This is a genomic window from Vallicoccus soli, assembly GCF_003594885.1.
Classification (GTDB): domain Bacteria; phylum Actinomycetota; class Actinomycetes; order Motilibacterales; family Motilibacteraceae; genus Vallicoccus; species Vallicoccus soli.
The window spans coordinates 158,633-174,094 of record NZ_QZEZ01000007.1; the positions used below are offsets into that span (position 1 = coordinate 158,633).

General features: G+C 79.2%; 14 protein-coding genes. 8 read left to right on the forward strand and 6 right to left on the reverse strand.

The annotated features are described in order from the left end of the window. Positions 1 to 15: 15 nt before the first annotated feature. From speB to D5H78_RS14840, 3 genes are read left to right on the forward strand one after another with little or no spacing between them, the layout of a single operon-like run. Positions 16 to 993: an agmatinase gene (gene speB / locus D5H78_RS14830; protein WP_119951268.1), complete on the forward strand. Its 978-nt coding sequence runs from the start codon at positions 16 to 18 to the stop codon at positions 991 to 993. After that, the gene (locus tag D5H78_RS14835; protein WP_119951269.1) at positions 990 to 1,679 is read left to right on the forward strand and encodes a CPBP family intramembrane glutamic endopeptidase; all 690 of its coding nucleotides are present in this window, start codon (positions 990 to 992) and stop codon (positions 1,677 to 1,679) included. The genes speB and D5H78_RS14835 overlap by 4 nt, the downstream gene beginning before the upstream one ends. 11 nt (positions 1,680 to 1,690) lie before the next feature. Beyond that, positions 1,691 to 2,056, forward strand: coding sequence for a hypothetical protein (locus D5H78_RS14840; RefSeq protein WP_119951270.1), 366 nt, complete (start codon positions 1,691 to 1,693; stop codon positions 2,054 to 2,056). On the opposite strand, the gene aroQ is transcribed toward D5H78_RS14840, so the two are convergent. From aroQ to D5H78_RS19835, 4 genes are all read right to left on the reverse strand, one after another. Continuing rightward, complete coding sequence (aroQ, locus tag D5H78_RS14845; RefSeq protein WP_119951271.1) at positions 2,047 to 2,484, reverse strand: type II 3-dehydroquinate dehydratase; 438 nt, start codon at positions 2,482 to 2,484, stop codon at positions 2,047 to 2,049. The genes D5H78_RS14840 and aroQ overlap by 10 nt on opposite strands. A 135-nt stretch (positions 2,485 to 2,619) precedes the next feature. Further along, positions 2,620 to 4,464, reverse strand: coding sequence for an acyl-CoA dehydrogenase (locus D5H78_RS14850; RefSeq protein WP_119951365.1), 1,845 nt, complete (start codon positions 4,462 to 4,464; stop codon positions 2,620 to 2,622). A gap of 111 nt (positions 4,465 to 4,575) precedes the next feature. Beyond that, the gene (locus tag D5H78_RS14855) at positions 4,576 to 5,409 is read right to left on the reverse strand and encodes a formate/nitrite transporter family protein (RefSeq protein ID WP_119951272.1); all 834 of its coding nucleotides are present in this window, start codon (positions 5,407 to 5,409) and stop codon (positions 4,576 to 4,578) included. Between the two features lie 119 nt (positions 5,410 to 5,528). Next, positions 5,529 to 6,977 (reverse strand): hypothetical protein, encoded by a 1,449-nt coding sequence (locus D5H78_RS19835; protein WP_218566654.1) that lies wholly within the window; start codon positions 6,975 to 6,977, stop codon positions 5,529 to 5,531. Between the two features lie 262 nt (positions 6,978 to 7,239). On the opposite strand from D5H78_RS19835, the gene D5H78_RS14865 reads away from it, so the two are divergent. Beyond that, on the forward strand, positions 7,240 to 7,701 hold the full coding sequence (locus D5H78_RS14865; RefSeq protein ID WP_165865757.1) for a response regulator: 462 nt from the start codon (positions 7,240 to 7,242) through the stop codon (positions 7,699 to 7,701). Between the two features lie 99 nt (positions 7,702 to 7,800). Here D5H78_RS14865 and D5H78_RS14870 read toward each other — a convergent pair whose 3' ends face one another. After that, positions 7,801 to 9,189, reverse strand: coding sequence for a M1 family metallopeptidase (locus D5H78_RS14870; protein WP_119951274.1), 1,389 nt, complete (start codon positions 9,187 to 9,189; stop codon positions 7,801 to 7,803). 150 nt (positions 9,190 to 9,339) lie between these two features. Between D5H78_RS14870 and D5H78_RS14875 the strand changes: the two genes are divergently transcribed. Genes D5H78_RS14875 through D5H78_RS14885 form a run of 3 tightly spaced genes read left to right on the forward strand, consistent with a single transcriptional unit; the run spans position 9,340 to position 13,003 of the window. Next, positions 9,340 to 10,443, forward strand: coding sequence for a glycosyltransferase family 4 protein (locus D5H78_RS14875; protein ID WP_119951275.1), 1,104 nt, complete (start codon positions 9,340 to 9,342; stop codon positions 10,441 to 10,443). Further along, positions 10,440 to 11,594, forward strand: a complete 1,155-nt coding sequence (locus tag D5H78_RS14880; protein ID WP_119951276.1) for a glycosyltransferase — start codon at positions 10,440 to 10,442, stop codon at positions 11,592 to 11,594. Before D5H78_RS14875 ends, D5H78_RS14880 begins: the two co-directional genes overlap by 4 nt. A gap of 32 nt (positions 11,595 to 11,626) precedes the next feature. Further along, the gene (locus D5H78_RS14885; RefSeq protein WP_119951277.1) at positions 11,627 to 13,003 is read left to right on the forward strand and encodes a cytochrome P450; all 1,377 of its coding nucleotides are present in this window, start codon (positions 11,627 to 11,629) and stop codon (positions 13,001 to 13,003) included. 20 nt (positions 13,004 to 13,023) lie between these two features. Here D5H78_RS14885 and D5H78_RS14890 read toward each other — a convergent pair whose 3' ends face one another. Beyond that, the gene (locus D5H78_RS14890; RefSeq protein ID WP_165865758.1) at positions 13,024 to 14,022 is read right to left on the reverse strand and encodes a patatin-like phospholipase family protein; all 999 of its coding nucleotides are present in this window, start codon (positions 14,020 to 14,022) and stop codon (positions 13,024 to 13,026) included. Positions 14,023 to 14,192: 170 nt separating this feature from the next. Between D5H78_RS14890 and D5H78_RS14895 the strand changes: the two genes are divergently transcribed. Continuing rightward, positions 14,193 to 15,455 carry a PP2C family protein-serine/threonine phosphatase gene (locus D5H78_RS14895; protein ID WP_165865759.1) on the forward strand — a complete coding sequence of 421 codons (1,263 nt, stop codon included), beginning with the start codon at positions 14,193 to 14,195 and terminating at the stop codon, positions 15,453 to 15,455. Positions 15,456 to 15,462: the final 7 nt, after the last annotated feature.

Below are 15,462 nucleotides of genomic sequence, written 5' to 3' on the forward strand. Positions count from 1 at the left end.
GTGGACCCTGGGCGCATGAGCGAGCTCCCGCCCCTGCCGCGGACCACCACCGCCGCCGGCGTCGTCGGCCCCGTCGACGCGACGCAGGTCCCGCGCTACGCCGGGCCGGCGACCTTCGCCCGGCTGCCGCGCACCGACGAGGTCTCCCGCGCGGACGTGGCGGTGCTCGGCGTCCCGTTCGACAGCGGGGTGAGCTACCGCCCGGGCGCCCGGTTCGGCCCCGCGCACGTGCGCGCCGCGTCCAAGCTGCTGCGCCCGTTCAACCCGGCCAACGGCGCCCACCCGTTCGGGGACCAGCAGGTCGCCGACGCCGGCGACGTCGGCGTCAACCCGTTCGACCTGGGCGAGGCCATCGACGCCGTGGAGCGCGCCGCCACCGCGGTCCGCGCCGACGGCGCCAGGCTGCTCACCCTCGGCGGCGACCACACCATCGCGCTGCCGCTCCTGCGCTCGCTGGCCAAGGACCACGGCCCGGTCGCGGTGCTGCACTTCGACGCGCACCTGGACACGTGGGACACGTACTTCGGGGCGCCGTACACGCACGGCACGCCCTTCCGGCGGGCCGCGGAGGAGGGCCTCGTCGACCCCGAGCGCTGCCTGCACATGGGCACCCGCGGGCCGCTCTACAGCGCCCAGGACCTCGAGGACGACCGGACGCTGGGCTTCCAGGTCATCCGCTCGGACGACTACGAGGTCGACGGCGTGGCCTCGCTGGTCGAGCGGATGCGCCGCCGGCTCGGCGACGGCCCGGTCTACGTCTCCGTCGACATCGACGTGCTCGACCCGGCGCACGCCCCGGGCACCGGCACGCCCGAGGCGGGCGGCCTCACGAGCCGCGAGCTGCTGCAGACCCTGCGCGGGCTCGCCGGGCTGGACGTCGTCGGTGCCGACGTCGTCGAGGTGGCCCCGGCGTACGACCACGCCGAGATCACCGGCATCGCGGCGGCGCACGTCGCGTACGAGCTGCTCTCGGTCCTCGCCCTGCGCGGGTGAGCGGGGCGGGGCTCGCCGCGGGGGCGGCGCTGCTCGCCGTCCTCGTCGTCGCGGACCTGCTGCTGAGCCCCGGGTACGTCGCCCGGGTGCGCACCGCCGTGGCCGCCGGCGACCCGTTCGCGCGGACGCGGATGTACCGGCTCACGGTGGCCGTGTCGTGGACCGCGGCGCTCGCCGCGCTGGCCGTCCTCCTCGCCGGCGGGGCGACCTGGGCCGAGGTCGGGTTCGGCGCCCCGCGCGAGGGGTCCCTGCAGCGGTACGCCGGGGTCCTCGTCGGCCTCGCCGGCGGGCTCGTCGCCGTCCTCGTCGCGGTGCGGTCGGGCCGCGGCGCGCCGCAGCGCACCGTCGGCGACATCGACGTGCTCGTCCCCCGCACCCGCCGGGAGCGCCGCTGGTTCGCCGCGGTCGCCGTCACCGCCGGCACCACCGAGGAGGTCGTCTACCGGGCGCTGGCGCTCACCGTGCTCCTCGCGGTGCTCCCCGGCCGCCTGCTGCCCGTCGTGGTGGGGGCGGCCCTGTTCGGCCTGGCGCACCTCTACCAGGGCCGGGCGGGCGTGCTCGTCACCGCGGTGCTCGCCCTCGCGCTGGGCTGGCTGTACGTCGACACCGGCTCGCTCTGGCCGGGGATGGTGCTCCACGTGCTCCTCGACCTGCGCGTCCTGCTCCTGCCCCCGCCCGCCCCGTAGGCTGCTGCGCCGTGGTGACGGACCGGGACGTGGAGCGGCTCGAGCGGGCGGACCGCGTCGAGCTGGTGGCCCTGCTCGCCCTGCTGGGCGCGGCGGTGGTGCTCGCCGTGGCGACGCTCGCCGCGGGCGGCGGCTGGGTCGCGGCCGTGCCGGCCGCCCTCGTCCTCTGGCAGCTCGCGCTGCTGCGCCGACGGCCCACCCGCCGGGCGCGCTCGGCCGCGGCGCTGGCCCGGTGGGACGACGCGCGGGTGCGCGCGACCGTGTGCTCCGGGCAGGACGAGGTCGCCGCCGTGCGCACCGTGCGCCGGGCCGACCCCGACCTGTCGCTGCAGGACGCCGTGCGGCTCGTCCGGGCGTCGCGCTCCGCTCAGCCCTGAGCGGCCCGCCCGGCCAGCCAGCGCAGCGCCAGCAGGTAGCCGTCGGTGCCGAGCCCGGCGACGACCCCGGTGGCCACGCCCGAGACGTACGAGTGCGCCCGGAACGGCTCGCGGGCGTGCACGTTGCTGATGTGCACCTCGACGAGCGGGGCGGTGAGCGCCGCGCAGGCGTCGCGCAGGGCCACGGACGTGTGGGTCCACGCCGCCGGGTTGAGCACCACCGCCGCGCCGTCGTCGGCGGCCTCGTGCAGCCAGCCGAGCATCTCGTGCTCCGCGTCGGTCTGGCGCACCTCGACGTCGAGCCCCAGCGCGGCCCCCGTCGCCCGGCACTGCTCGGCGAGCTCGGCGTGGGTCGTGCGGCCGTACACCGCGGGCTCGCGCGTGCCGAGCCGGCCGAGGTTGGGGCCGTTGAGGACGAGGACCTTCACGCGCGGCACCGTAGCGGCCCCGCCGTGCCGCAGAAGGCGCCCTTCTCGCGCTTCTAGCGCGAGAAGGGCGCCTTCTGCGCTACCCGGAGGCGCCGGAGGGGCGCCCCCTGCGCTGACCGCGGGCCCCGCAGCCCGTCAGAACGCCGCCTCCGGCAGGTCCATCACCGCGAGGTCCGTGGCCTCGGCGACGGCCCGCTGGGCGCGCAGCGGCGGCAGCGCCTGGCGGCAGAACCACTGCGCCGCGGCGACCTTGCCCTCGTAGAAGTCCCGGTCCGCCCCGGCGTCGCCCGCGTCGAGCCGGGCGACCGCGACCTCGGCGCCGCGCAGCAGCAGCCAGGCGACGACCACGTCGCCGACGGCCAGCAGCAGGCGGGTGGTGTTGAGCCCGACCTCGTACACGCGCCGCGGGTCCTGCCGGGACGCCTGCAGCGAGGCCGCCATGGTCGCGACGATGCCCTGCACGTCCTCGAGCGCCCGCCCGAGCAGCTCGCGGTCGCGGGCGAGCCGGCCGTTGCCGACGTCGCCCTTCACCGTCTCGGCGACCCGGCCGGCGAGGTCGGCGAGCGCGCGGCCCTCGTCGCGCACCACCTTGCGGAAGAACAGGTCCTGGCCCTGGATCGCGGTCGTGCCCTCGTACAGGGTGTCGATCTTGCTGTCGCGGACGTACTGCTCCAGCGGGTGGTCCTGCAGGTACCCCGACCCGCCGAACGTCTGCAGCGCCTCGGAGCCGAGGAGGGCGTACGAGCGCTCCGAGCCGTAGCCCTTGACCACCGGCAGCAGCAGGTCGTTGAGCCGCGCCGCGGCGGACGCGTCCGTGCCCTCGGCGCGCGCCAGGGCCACCTCGTCCTGCAGGGACGCGGTGAACAGGACCAGCGCGCGCATCCCCTCGGCGTGCGCCTTCTGGGTCATGAGGCTGCGGCGCACGTCGGGGTGGTGGGTGATGGTGACGCGCGGCGCGGTGGCGTCGCCGAGGTGCGTCATGTCCGGGCCCTGCACGCGCTCCTTCGCGTACGCCAGCGCGTTGAGGTAGCCCGTCGACAGCGTCGCGATGGCCTTGGTGCCGACGAGCATCCGCGCCGACTCGATGACCCTGAACATCTGCCGGATGCCGTCGTGCACCTCGCCGACCAGCCAGCCCACTGCGGGCTCGCGCTCGCCGAACGCCATCTCGCACGTCGTCGAGACCTTCAGGCCCATCTTGTGCTCGACGTGGGTGGCGCGCACGCCGTTGCGCGCACCGAGCTCGCCGGTCTCCCAGTCCACGAGGTGCTTGGGCACGACGAAGAGCGAGAGGCCCTTGGTGCCCGGGCCGCCCGCCCCGGGGACGCCCTCGGGGCGGGCGAGGACGAGGTGGACGATGTTCTCGGTGAGGTCGTGCTCGCCGCTGGTGATGAAGCGCTTGGTCCCGACGAGGTGCCAGGAGCCGTCGGGCTGCGGGTGCGCGCGGGTGCGCCCCGCGCCGACGTCGGAGCCGGCCTCCGGCTCCGTGAGCACCATCGTCGAGGCCCAGCCGCGCTCGGCCCAGGTCCGGGCCCAGCGCCTCTGCTCCGGGGTGCCCAGCTCGTGGAAGACGTTCACCGAGCCGGCCCCGGACGCGTACATGTGCACGGCGGGGTTCGCCCCGAGGACCATCTCGGCGACCGCCCAGCGCAGCGACGGCGGCACCGCGCCGCCGCCGAGCTCGGCCGGGAGGTCGAGCTGGGACCAGCCGGAGTCGACGTACGCGCGGTAGGCGCGCTTGAAGGACGCGGGCAGGGTCACGCTCCCGGTCGCCGGGTCGAAGACCGGCGGGTGGCGGTCGGCGTCGGCGAACGGCTCGGCGAGCGGGCCCGTCGCGAGCGCCTCGACCTCGGACAGGACGGCCTGCGCGGTGCCCCGGTCGACGTCCTCGTACGGTCCGCGCCCCAGCACCTCCCCGCGCCCGAGGACCTCGAAGAGCTGGAACTCGATGTCGCGCAGGTTGCTCCGGTAGTGCCCCACGTCGCCCTCCTCGGCGCCCGCGGACCGCACCGTCCGCTGTGGTTACCCGTCAGTAGCCCCCATGGTGCTACTCGTGGGTAACCCGGCGCAACCGGTTCGCGGGACGGGGGCTCAGCCCGCCTCGGTGGCGTCCTCGGGCTGGTCCTTGAGGTACAGGTACCAGTACGTCGTGGCGACGAAGACCACCGCGCCGACGAGGTTGCCGATCCCGGCCAGGCCCCAGTTGCGCAGCACGTCGCCCCAGCCGAGGTCGGGCACGCCGGCCCAGACCGCCGCCGGCAGGAAGAACATGTTCGCCACGACGTGGTCGAAGCCCATGGCGACGAACGCCATGACCGGCAGGAACAGGCCGATGACCTTGCTGCCGACCGACTCCGCGCCGAGCGCCACCCAGACGGCCAGGCACACGAGCCAGTTCGCCCCGACCGCCCGCAGGAACACCTGGTACGCGGTCTCGTCGAGCGCCTTCGTCTCGGCGATGCCCGCCAGGCGCTCGTACGTCATCGCGGCGGACGTCCCGTCGGCGCTGCCCGGCCCGCCGATGACCCCGGTCTCGGTGGCGAGGAAGAACGCGACGAGCAGCGCCCCGGCGACGTTGCCGAGGAGCACCAGGCCCAGGTTGCGCGCGACGTCGCCCAGCCCGATGCGCCCGGACATGGCGCTCAGCGGCACCAGCAGCATGTTGCCGGTGAGCAGGCTCGACCCGGCCAGGAGGACGAGCACCAGCCCCAGCGTGAACGCGACGCCCGTGAACAGGGTCGGCAGGGTGCCCCAGACCTCCGGGTCCAGTCCGCTCGACACGACGACGGCCACGAGTCCGCCCAAGGCGATGTACGCGCCGGCCAGGAACGACGCGACGAGCGTCTTGTCCCAGGACGTGCGCGCCTTCTGCGCGCCGGTGCGCACGGCCGCGCGGGCGATCTCGTCGGGCTGCTTCGCGGACATGGGCGGGCCCCTCTCGCCGGGTCGGTGCGCGACCCGTACCCGCCGGGGAGGCGCATGATCGCCGCCGGGGAGGCGCATGATCGCCGCCGGCGAGGCGCATGATCGCCGCCGGGGAGGGGTCAGGCGGCCCGGTCCTCGCCGGTGCCGGGCCGGGCGGCGCCCTCGGGGTCGCCGGCGCCGAGCAGGCGGGGCGCGGTCACGGCCCGGTCGGAGCGGGCCCGGTCCGCGTCGGCCCGGTCGGCGTCGCGGCGCTGCGCGTCGGCCCGGTCCGCGTCGGCCCGGTCGGCGTCGCGGCGCTGCGCGTCGGCCCGGTCGGCGGTGGCCCGGGCGGCGGCTCGCTCGCCCCGGGCGAGGTCCTCGGCGCGCAGGCGGTCCGTGCGCTCGGCGCGCTCGCGGTCCTCGGACCGGCTCCGGTCGCCGGCGGCGGCCCGCTCGAGCAGGGCGGCGCGGGCGAGCGCGTCGGCCCGCTCGGCCCGGGCCGCCTCGTCGGCCCGCGCCTCGCGGCGCGCCCCGGTGCGCGCCTCCTCGGCGCGCGCGGCGTCCTGCGCCGCGCGGTCCTCGCGCGCCCCGTCCGCTCGCCGGGAGGCTGCGTCCAGGGCCGCGCCCCGGGCCGGGGCCCGGTCGGCCCCGCGCTCGGCCGCCTGCTCGACGGCCCGCTCGGCCGCCCGCTCGGCGGCCCGTCCCGCACCGGGGGAGCGCTCGAGCCGCTCGGCCTCCTCGAGGCGGCGCACCGACCGCTCGTACGCCTCGCGCGCCACGGCGACGGCGGGCGCGTCGTCGCCCGTCGCGCGGCCCGGGCCGGCGAGCCCGAGCCTGCCGGCGACGAGCTGCTCGCGCGCGGCGGCTGCGGCGCGCTCGTCGCGGGCGCCGCGGCCCTGCCCGGCCCCCTCCGCGCCCGGGCCGCCGGCGTCCGCGGCGGGGGAGCGCACCGGTGCGCTCGTGACCCGCTGCTGCGCGTCCGCGAGGGCGGCGGCCAGCGCCACGCGTCCGGCCTGCACCTGGGCGAGGGCCGCCTCGACCCGGCTCACGGCGTCGCCGTCCTCGGCCCGCCAGTCGAGCAGCTCGGCCGCCGGCGGCACGCCCGGCACCTCGACGGCCTCGGGGGCCGCCCCCGGCGGGCGGACCACGGCGAAGCCGGGGACGGGGCGCGCCGCGAGGGCCGCCCCGCCCCCCGGGCGACCGGCGACCGGACCGTCCCCGGCCCCGCCCGGCCCCCCGGCCGCGTCGAGGGCCTCGCTGCGCATCCGGCGCAGCGTCGCGGTGACGCCGTCCAGGACGCCGAGGGCGGTGGTGACGGCGACGCGCAGGTGGTCGACGGCCCGCGCCGCCTCGAGGGGGCTCGGGCGCGCGGGCCCGGCCGGCGCGGCGGCGCTCGCCCCGCCCACCGCACCGGCCGGGCCGTCCGTGGCGACGGGCAGGGGGCCCGTCGCGGGGGACGCGGCAGCCCCGGCGGGCGGGGGCGGCAGCGCCCCGCGCCCGACGGCGTCGTCGACCCGCGGCACGGGAAGGACGCGGTGCGCCCGCAGCGGCACCGCGGCCGGCGCCGGGCCGGCGGCGGCCGCGCTCACGACGGCCGCCCCGTGCCGCGCAGCGCCGCGCGGGCGGCGCCCGTGCGCCCCCCGCTCCCCGCCCCGCCGCTGCCGCACCGTCCTGGTGCCCCCGCGCACGTCCTCATGACGACCGTCCCCGACTGCTGGGCCGCGCCGTGTGCACGCCCAGGGCCAGCGTCGGTCCCCGCGCACGACCGTGCCACGCTCCGGAGCCGGAACCACCCGCCCGGCGTACGTCCGGCGGCTTGAGCCCACCCGTACGGGCGCCGATGCATCCTCCGTGGACCAGCACCTGCCGCGCACCGCCGGCACCCGGGCACGGGTGCTCCTCGCCGCGCCCGCCGGCGACGGCCGCGCCGCGCTCGAGCGCGCCCTGGTGCGCAGCTGGCTCGCCGTCGACGCCGTCGAGCACGGGGCCGCCGCGCTCGACGCGCTGCGCGGGGGCGCGTACGACGCCGCGGTCCTCGCCGCGGACCTGCCCGGCCTCAGCGGCACGGCGGTCTGCCGCTGGGTCCGCGAGCACGGCGCGGACCGGGACCTGCCGGTGCTCGTCCTCGTGGGCGACGACCCCGGCAGCGGGGCCGACGAGGCCGCCGCCGCGGGCGCGAGCGGCACGCTGCCCCTCGACGCGCGCCCGCGCCTCGTCGCGCACCGCGTCGTCGCCCTGCTGCGCCACGCGCACGTGCCCCTGCCCCGCCAGCGCGGCATCGCGCGCGCCCTGCCGTTCCTGCGCGGGGCCTGAGCCCCGAGCCGCCCCCCACCCCCACCGGCGCCCTCCGCGCATGACCGCGGTGGGGCTCCGGCGGGCGTCGTGGGTCAGGATCGCCTCGGGGTGCCCCCCTCACCAGTCCGTCGGCTTGCCCGTCCCGTACAGCCAGGTGCGGAAGAAGCCGTCGAGCTGGCGGCCCGACACCCGCTCGGCGAGGCGGGTGAAGTCGGCGGTGGAGGCGTTGGCGTCGCGGTGGTCGCGGTACCACGTGCGCACGAGCCGCCAGAACGCCCGCTCGCCGATGCGCTCGCGCAGCGCCTGCAGCGTCATCGCCGCCTTGTCGTAGACCGACCGCGAGAACAGCGTCTCCGCGCCGGGGTCGGCGACCGCGGGGGCCCACAGCGACGACGTGGCCGGCTCGGCGTAGAGCTCGTCGAACTGCTCGGCGGGGGTCGGGCCGCCGGTGTGCTCGGCCCAGAGCCACTCCGCGTACGTCGCGAACCCCTCGTTGAGCCAGAGGTCGTCCCACTGCTCCGGGCTGACGCTGTTGCCGAACCACTGGTGCGACAGCTCGTGCGCGACCGTCGACTCCGACGGCGGGCCGGAGTAGATCGGGCGGGTCTGCGTCTCCAGCGCGTAGCCCGCGTCCTCGTCGTCGTCGACGATCGCGCCGTACGCCTCGAAGGGGTACGGCCCGAACAGGCCGGTGAAGAGGTCGATCATCTCCGCGGTGCGCCGGGTGCCCTCGGCCGCGTCGTCGCCGAGGTCGCGGTCGACCGCGTCGATGACGGGCAGCCCCTGCGCCGTGCGCGCGATCGTGAGGTCGTAGTCGCCGACCGACGCGGTGGACAGGTAGCTCGCCATGGGGTCGCGGGCCTCCCAGACCCACGTCGTCCACCCGCCGCGGGTGCGCTGCGACACCAGCTGGCCGTTGGCGACCGCGGTCGTCCCCTCCGGCACGGTGACCCGGAAGCGGTACGTCGCCTTGTCCGTCGGGGTGTCGTTGACCGGGTACCAGGTCGAGGCGCCCTCGGGCTCGTTGGCGACGAACGCGCCGTCCGGGGTGGAGACCCAGCCGTAGAGCGCGCCGCCGGAGTCCGTCGGGCGGCCGGTGGTGCCGTCGTACTCCACGACGACGGTGAAGCGCTCGCCGCGCTCGAGCCCGCCCCGCGGGCGCACCCGCAGCTCCTGGCGGTCGCGGTCGAAGCGCGCCGGGCGCCCGTCGACGCGCACCGAGCGCACCGCGAAGCCGCGCAGGTCGAGGTTGAACCGCGACAGGTCCTGCGTCGCCCGCGCGCGCAGCACCGCCGTGCCGTCGAAGGCCCTGGTCGAGGGCTCGTAGCGGATCCGCAGGTCGTACTGCCCGACGTCGTAGCCGCCGTTGCCGGCGAGCGGGAAGTACGGGTCGCCGACGCCCGGCGCGCCGGCGGCGGCCGCCCCGGCGGGGGAGGTCGCGAGGCCGAGGGCGACGAGCGCGGTGACGGCGGTCGAGGTGGCGCGGCGCAGGGCGGGGCGGCTCATGGCCCGCACCGTAGACCCCGCCCGCGGGCTCCGGCAGCGGTTCGGCGCGACGACCCCGGCGCGGCGGGTCACGGAGCGTTCGCCGGACGTTCCGCGGGCCGCCGCGCCGCGCTTCCCCGCGCCGCACCCGACCCGCCGCACCGTGGCGGTGTGCGCGTCGCCGTCGTCACCGAGTCCTTCCTGCCGCAGGTCAACGGCGTCACCGGCTCCGTCCTGCGGGTCTGCGAGCACCTCGTCCGCCAGGGCCACGAGGCCCTCGTCGTCGCCCCCGGCCCGGGCCCGGACGCCTGGGGCGGGGTCCCCGTGCTGCGGGTCCCCGCCCTGCCGCTGCCCTTCTACTCCGGGCACCGCCTCGCCGCGCCCTGGCCCGACCTGGCCCCGGCGCTGCGGGCCTTCGCCCCCGACGTCGTCCACCTCGCGTCGCCCACGCTGCTCGGCGCGCAGGCCGCCGGCGTCGCCCGCCGCCTCGGCGTCCCCGGGGTCGCGGTCTACCAGACCGACCTGCCCGGGTACGCCGCCCGCTACGGCGTGCCCGCCGCCTCCCGCGCCGCGTGGCGGTGGCTCCGCCGGGTGCACGCCGCCGCCGAGCGCACCCTCGCCCCCAGCCGGCACGCCTGCGCCGCCCTGCGCGCGCACGGGGTGCCGCGGGTGGCCCGCTGGCCCCGCGGCGTGGACCTCGAGCGGTTCTCGCCGGTGCGGCGGGACGAGGGGCTGCGCGCGCGGCTCGCGCCCGGCGGCGAGGTCCTCCTCGGGTACGTCGGCCGCCTCGCCCGGGAGAAGCAGCTCGACCTGCTCGCCGCCGTGCAGGACCTGCCGGGGACCCGGCTCGTCGTCGTGGGCGAGGGCCCGCAGGGGGCGGCGCTGCGGGCCCGGCTGCCCCGGGCGGCCTTCCTCGGCCGGCTCGACGGGGACGAGCTGGGCGCGCTCGTCGCCTCGCTCGACGTCTTCGTGCACACGGGTGCGCACGAGACGTTCTGCCAGGCCGCGCAGGAGGCGCTCGCCGCGGGGGTGCCGGTCGTCGCGCCCGCCGCGGGCGGGCTGCTGGACCTCGTCGAGCCGGGTGCCACCGGCGGGCTGTTCGCGCCGGGCTCGGCCGCGGGCCTGCGCCGGTGCACCGAGGTGCTCGCCCGCGACCCGGCGCTGCGCGCGGCGCAGGGGGCGGCGGCGCGCCGCTCGGTCGCGGGCCGGGACTGGGCGTCGGTGGGCGACGAGCTGGTCGCGCACTACCGGGACGCGCTGGGGAGCGCCGCATGAGGATCGTCCAGGTCGCCACGTTCGTCGGCCCGCGCTCGGGCGGGATCCGCACCGTCCTGCGCCACCTCGCCGAGGGGTACGCGGCCGCGGGCCACGACGTCGTGCAGGTCGTGCCGGGCCCGCAGCCGGCGCTGGAGCACCGCCCCTGGGGCGCGGTCGTCACCGTCCCCGCACCGCCGGTGCCCGGCACGGGCTACCGCGTCGTCGTGCGCCCCGCCGCGGTCGAGCGGCTGCTCGAGCGGCTGGCCCCCGACCGGGTCGAGGTGCACGACCGCACGACGCTGCGCGGGCTCGGGGACTGGGCCCGCGGCCACGGCGCCCGCTCCCTGGTCGTGAGCCACGAGCGGCTCGACCGGGTGCTGCGCCAGTGGGTCCCGGCCCTGCCCGTCCCGGCCGCGGAGCGCGCCGCCGACCGGTCCAACGCGTCCCTGGCGGCCTCGTACGACCGGGTGGTCTGCACGACCCGCTGGGCGGGGGAGGAGTTCGCCCGTCTCGGCGTCCCCCCGGCCACGGTGCCGCTGGGCGTCGAGCTGGACCGCTTCCACCCGGACCGCGCCTCGCGCGAGGTGCGCGCCGTGGCGGCGCCCGCCGGGGAGGCGCTGCTGCTCACCGCGAGCCGGCTGTCCCGCGAGAAGCGGCCCGACCTGGCGGTCGACGCCGCGGCCGAGCTCGCCCGGCGCGGGCGCCCGGTGCGCCTCGTCGTCGCCGGCGACGGCGCGTGCCGGCGCGCCCTCGCCCGGCGGGCCCGGGGCCTGCCGGTGCGCCTCGTCGGCTTCCTCGACGACCGCGACGCGCTCGCGCGCCTGCTCGCGACGGCCGACGTCGTGCTCGCCCCCGGTCCGGTCGAGACCTTCGGCCTCGCCGCGCTCGAGGCGCTGGCCAGCGGCACCCCGGTCGTCGCGCACGAGGCGTCCGCCGTCGGGGAGGTGCTGGCCGCCGGGGCCGGGCTCACCGCGGCGGGCACCCCCTCCGCGCTCGCGGACGCGGTCGAGGCGGTGCTCGACGGCGCCGCCTCGGGCGCGGCGGCCCGCGCCCGTGCCGAGGCGTTCCCGTGGGAGCGGACCGTGGCCGGCTTCCTCGACCTGCACCGGGAGCACGGGCTGCCCGCCCCGGTGCCGGCACCCCGACCCGCTCCCGTGCCCGTCCGCTGACAGCGGGTCGCCGGCGGGTGCACGATGGCGGGGTGCCCGCCGGCGTGCAGCCCGTGCCGACCCTGCGGGGCGCGCCGGTGCTCGGCGCGGCCCCCGCGCTGCGCCGCGACGTGCTCGGGACCCTGGAGCGGGCGCACCGCGAGCACGGCGCCGTGGTCCGCCTCGTCGCCGGCCCGCCGGGGTGGCGCCACGTGCTGCACGGCGTCTTCAGCCCGGAGGGCGTCGAGCAGGTCCTCGTCGACGGGGCGGGGCGCACGTCCAAGCGCAGCAGCGGGTACGAGGAGCTGCGCGCGGTCCTCGGCGACGGGGTCCTGACCAGCGAGGGCGAGCGGTGGCGCCGCCAGCGCCGCGCGGTCGCCCCCGCCCTCACGCGGCGGCGGACCACCGGCCCGTACGCCGCGGCGGCCGTGGAGGAGGCGCAGCGGGTCGCGGCGGAGTGGGAGGGCCCGGCGGCCAGCGGCCGCCCGGTCGACGTGCACCGGGCGATGGTCGGCTTCACCGCGCGCTTCGTCGGCCGCGTGCTCCTCGGCGCCGACGTCGCGGACGCGGTGCCGCGGCTCATGGCGGTCGCGCCGGACTTCAACCGGGAGGTGCTGCGGCGCGGGCAGCAGCCGCACCCGGTGCCGCGCTCGTGGCCGACCCCGGCGAACCGGCGCCTCGCGGCGGCGGTCGCGGAGCAGCGGGACGTGGTCGACGGCCTGCTCGCCCAGCGGCTGGCCCGCGGCGCGGACGGCGACGGCGGCGGCGGCGAGGACCTGCTCGGCCTGCTCCTGCAGGGCCGGGCGCGCGGCGGGGAGGACCTCGACGACCGCGAGCTCGCCGACCAGGTGCTGGTCTTCCTCCTGGCCGGGCACGAGACGACGGCGACGGCGCTCGCACTGGCCCTGGTGGAGCTCGCCCGCTCGCCGCGGTGGCAGGGCGCCCTGCAGGACGAGGTCGACGCGGTGCTCGGCGACCGGCCGCCCGGCGGCGCGGACCTGCCGCGGCTCGTCCTCGCCGAGCGGGTCGTGCGCGAGGTGCTGCGGCTCTACCCGTCGGCCCCGGCGGTGCCGCGGCTCGCGCCCGAGGGCCTGCGGGTCTGCGGCCACGACCTGCCGCCGGGCGCCACCGTGGTGGTCTCGCCCTGGGTCGTGCACCGCGACCCGGCGCTGTGGCCGCACCCGCTGCGGTTCGACCCGTCGCGGTTCGAGGCGGCGCTGCCCGGCGGGCACCGCTGCGCCTGGTTCCCGTTCGGCGCGGGGCCGCGGGCGTGCGTCGGCATGCAGCTCGCCCTGGCCGAGGCGGTCCTGGCCCTCGCGACGCTGCTGCGGCGCTACCGGCTGAGCACCCACCTCGACGCGGTGCCGCTGGTCGCCGGGATCGCGCTGCGCCCCGACGGCCCGCTGCCGGTGCGGGTCCACCGGCGCTGAGGGCGCCGCGCCGGGCCGGGTCAGGCCGGGACGGCGCTGCCGCTCGAGGCCCCGAGCCACGCGGTGGCCGCGGCGGCGCCGGCGTCGACGAGCGCGGCGGTCGCGCCGAGGTCGCGCGGGCCGGCGGGCAGCCGCTCGAGCAGGCCCGCCGCCCAGGCGTCGGCCACGTGCGGCAGCACGTGCACGCGCGGGTCGCCGAGGGCCGCGGCGACGGCGGCCCGGTTCGCGACCGCCCGGGCCACGGTGAAGGAGCGCAGGACCACCTCGACGAGCCCCCGCGCGGTCTCGACCGGCGGGACGTACGCGCCGCGCGACGGCCCGAGCGGCAGGCCGCAGGCCTCCTCGGCGAGCTCGCGCGGCGTGGGGTCCGCGGCGCAGGCGCCGGGGCGGCCGGTGACGGGCGCGAGGCCGCAGTCCAGCACGAGGACCCGGTCGTCGGGGCCCGCGTCGGCGAGCGCGCGCTCGACGGGGACGCCGCACACCACCCCGCCGTCCACGTGCAGGTGCCCGTCGCCGAGGCGCACCGGGCCGAAGAGGCCGGGCAGCGCGCAGCTCGCGGCGAGGACGTCGTCGACCGGCCCCGCCGCGTGGTGCTCGGCGGCGCCGCAGTCCAGGCAGGTGGTCGTGACGACGAGCGGCACCGGCAGCGCCGCGAGGTCGCCGCCGGGCACGTGCTCGGCGACGAGCCGGCGCAGCGGGCGCGCGTCGTGCAGGGCCAGGCCCCGGGTGGTGAGCAGGGCGGTGGCGCCGCGCAGCCGGGCCCAGCCGGTCGGGGCCAGCACCGCGCGGGTGCGCGGGTCGGACCACCAGCCGGTGAGGGCGGCGGCCCGCTCCGGGGTCGGCTCGGCGGCGAGGAACGCGCCGTTGAGGGCGCCCGCGGAGCAGCCGTAGAGGGCGTCGGGCACGACCCCGGCCCGCAGCAGCGCGCGCACCGCCCCCGCCTGGTACGCCCCGAGCGCCCCCCCGCCGCCGAGGACGAGGAGGGTCCGCCCGGCGGGGCGTGCGTCGGCGGTGCTCACGGGTCCTCCTGCGGGGGTCGGACCCTCCATGGTGCCGCACCCGCGGCGCGCGGGCGGCCCGAGCGGCGGGCAGTGGTGCGTTCCGCCCCCCGCGGGGGCGGGACGCACCTACGCTGCCGCTGACCCGGTGGCGGACGACCGGTCACCGGGACGAGGGCAGGAGGCCAGGCGTGGCGACGGACGAGGGTCCCGCGGCAGCGGCGTCCGCGCCGTCCGCGCCGTCCCCGCCCCCCGCGCCCGGCGCCGCCGACCCGCAGCTGGACCGGGTCGCCGCGCTCGCCGCCCGGGTGCTCGACGCCCCGGTGGGGCTCGTCAGCCTGCTCGAGGGCGAGGTCGAGCTGCTGCCCGGCGTCGCAGGGCTGCCCGAGCCGTGGGCGACCACGCGCACCGTCGCGCGCGAGCACGCGATCTGCCGGCACGTGGTGGCCGGCGGGCGGGCGCTCGCCGTCCCCGACGCGCGCGAGCACCCGCTGATGAGCGGCAGCCGCGCGGTGCAGGCGCTCGGGCTCGTCGGCTACCTCGGGCTGCCGGTCACCGACGACCACGGACGGGTGCTCGGCGCGGTGTGCGTGGGGGACCGCCGCCGCCGGGACTGGACCCCGGAGGAGACGGCGCTGCTCGCGGACCTCACCTCGCTCGGCGCCGACCGCGTGCGCCTCGTCGCGCTGCGCACCGCGGCGGACGCGCTGCGCCGTGGCGACGCCGCGGGGCGGGTCCTGCAGCGCAGCCTGCTCACCGAGCTGCCCGCGCACCCGCTGCCCGGGGTGGCCCTCGCGGTCGACTACCGCCCGGCGCAGGGGTCGCTGCAGGTCGGCGGCGACTGGTACGACGCCTTCCCCCTGCCGGACGGGCGCCTCGCGCTGGTCGTCGGCGACGTCGTCGGGCACGACGTCGAGGCCGCGGCGGTCATGGGCCAGATGCGCAGCCTGCTGCGCGGGGCCGCGTACCACCCGCACGACCGGCCCTCGCAGGTGCTGGAGCGGCTCGACACCTCCTCGACGGGGCTGGGGCTGGACACGCTCGCGACCTGCGTGTACGCCGAGCTGGACGTGACGGGCGCGGCCCCGGAGCTGCACCTGTCCAACGCCGGGCACCCGCCGCCGCTGCTCGTGCGGTCCGACGGCAGCTGCGCCTTCCTCGCGGCCCGCGACACCGACGTGCTCCTCGGCCTGGGCCGCGGCCGGCGCCAGGACCTCGGGGTGCCGCTGGGGCCCGGCGACCGGGTGCTCCTCTACAGCGACGGGCTCGTCGAGGCCCGCGACCGCACCCTCGACGAGGGGCTGGCCCGCCTCCTGCGCGCGGCGCCGGCGGGCGCCCGCGGCCCGCTCGCCGCCTGGGTCCGCGGCGTCGCCGGGCGGCTGCTCGCGCCGCAGCCGGTCGACGACGCGGTGCTGCTGGCCGTGGGCCTGGAGCGCCCCGCCGGGGCCCGCTGAGCCCCGC

Bases quoted from the DNA above. Each gene is read 5' to 3' on its own strand.
- speB (WP_119951268.1), top strand. From the start codon at position 16: ATGAGCGAGCTCCCGCCCCTGCCGCGGACCACCACCGCCGCCGGCGTC.
- D5H78_RS14855 (WP_119951272.1), bottom strand. From the start codon at position 5,409: ATGTCCGCGAAGCAGCCCGACGAGATCGCCCGCGCGGCCGTGCGCACC.
- D5H78_RS14870 (WP_119951274.1), bottom strand. From the start codon at position 9,189: ATGAGCCGCCCCGCCCTGCGCCGCGCCACCTCGACCGCCGTCACCGCG.
- D5H78_RS14880 (WP_119951276.1), top strand. From the start codon at position 10,440: ATGAGGATCGTCCAGGTCGCCACGTTCGTCGGCCCGCGCTCGGGCGGG.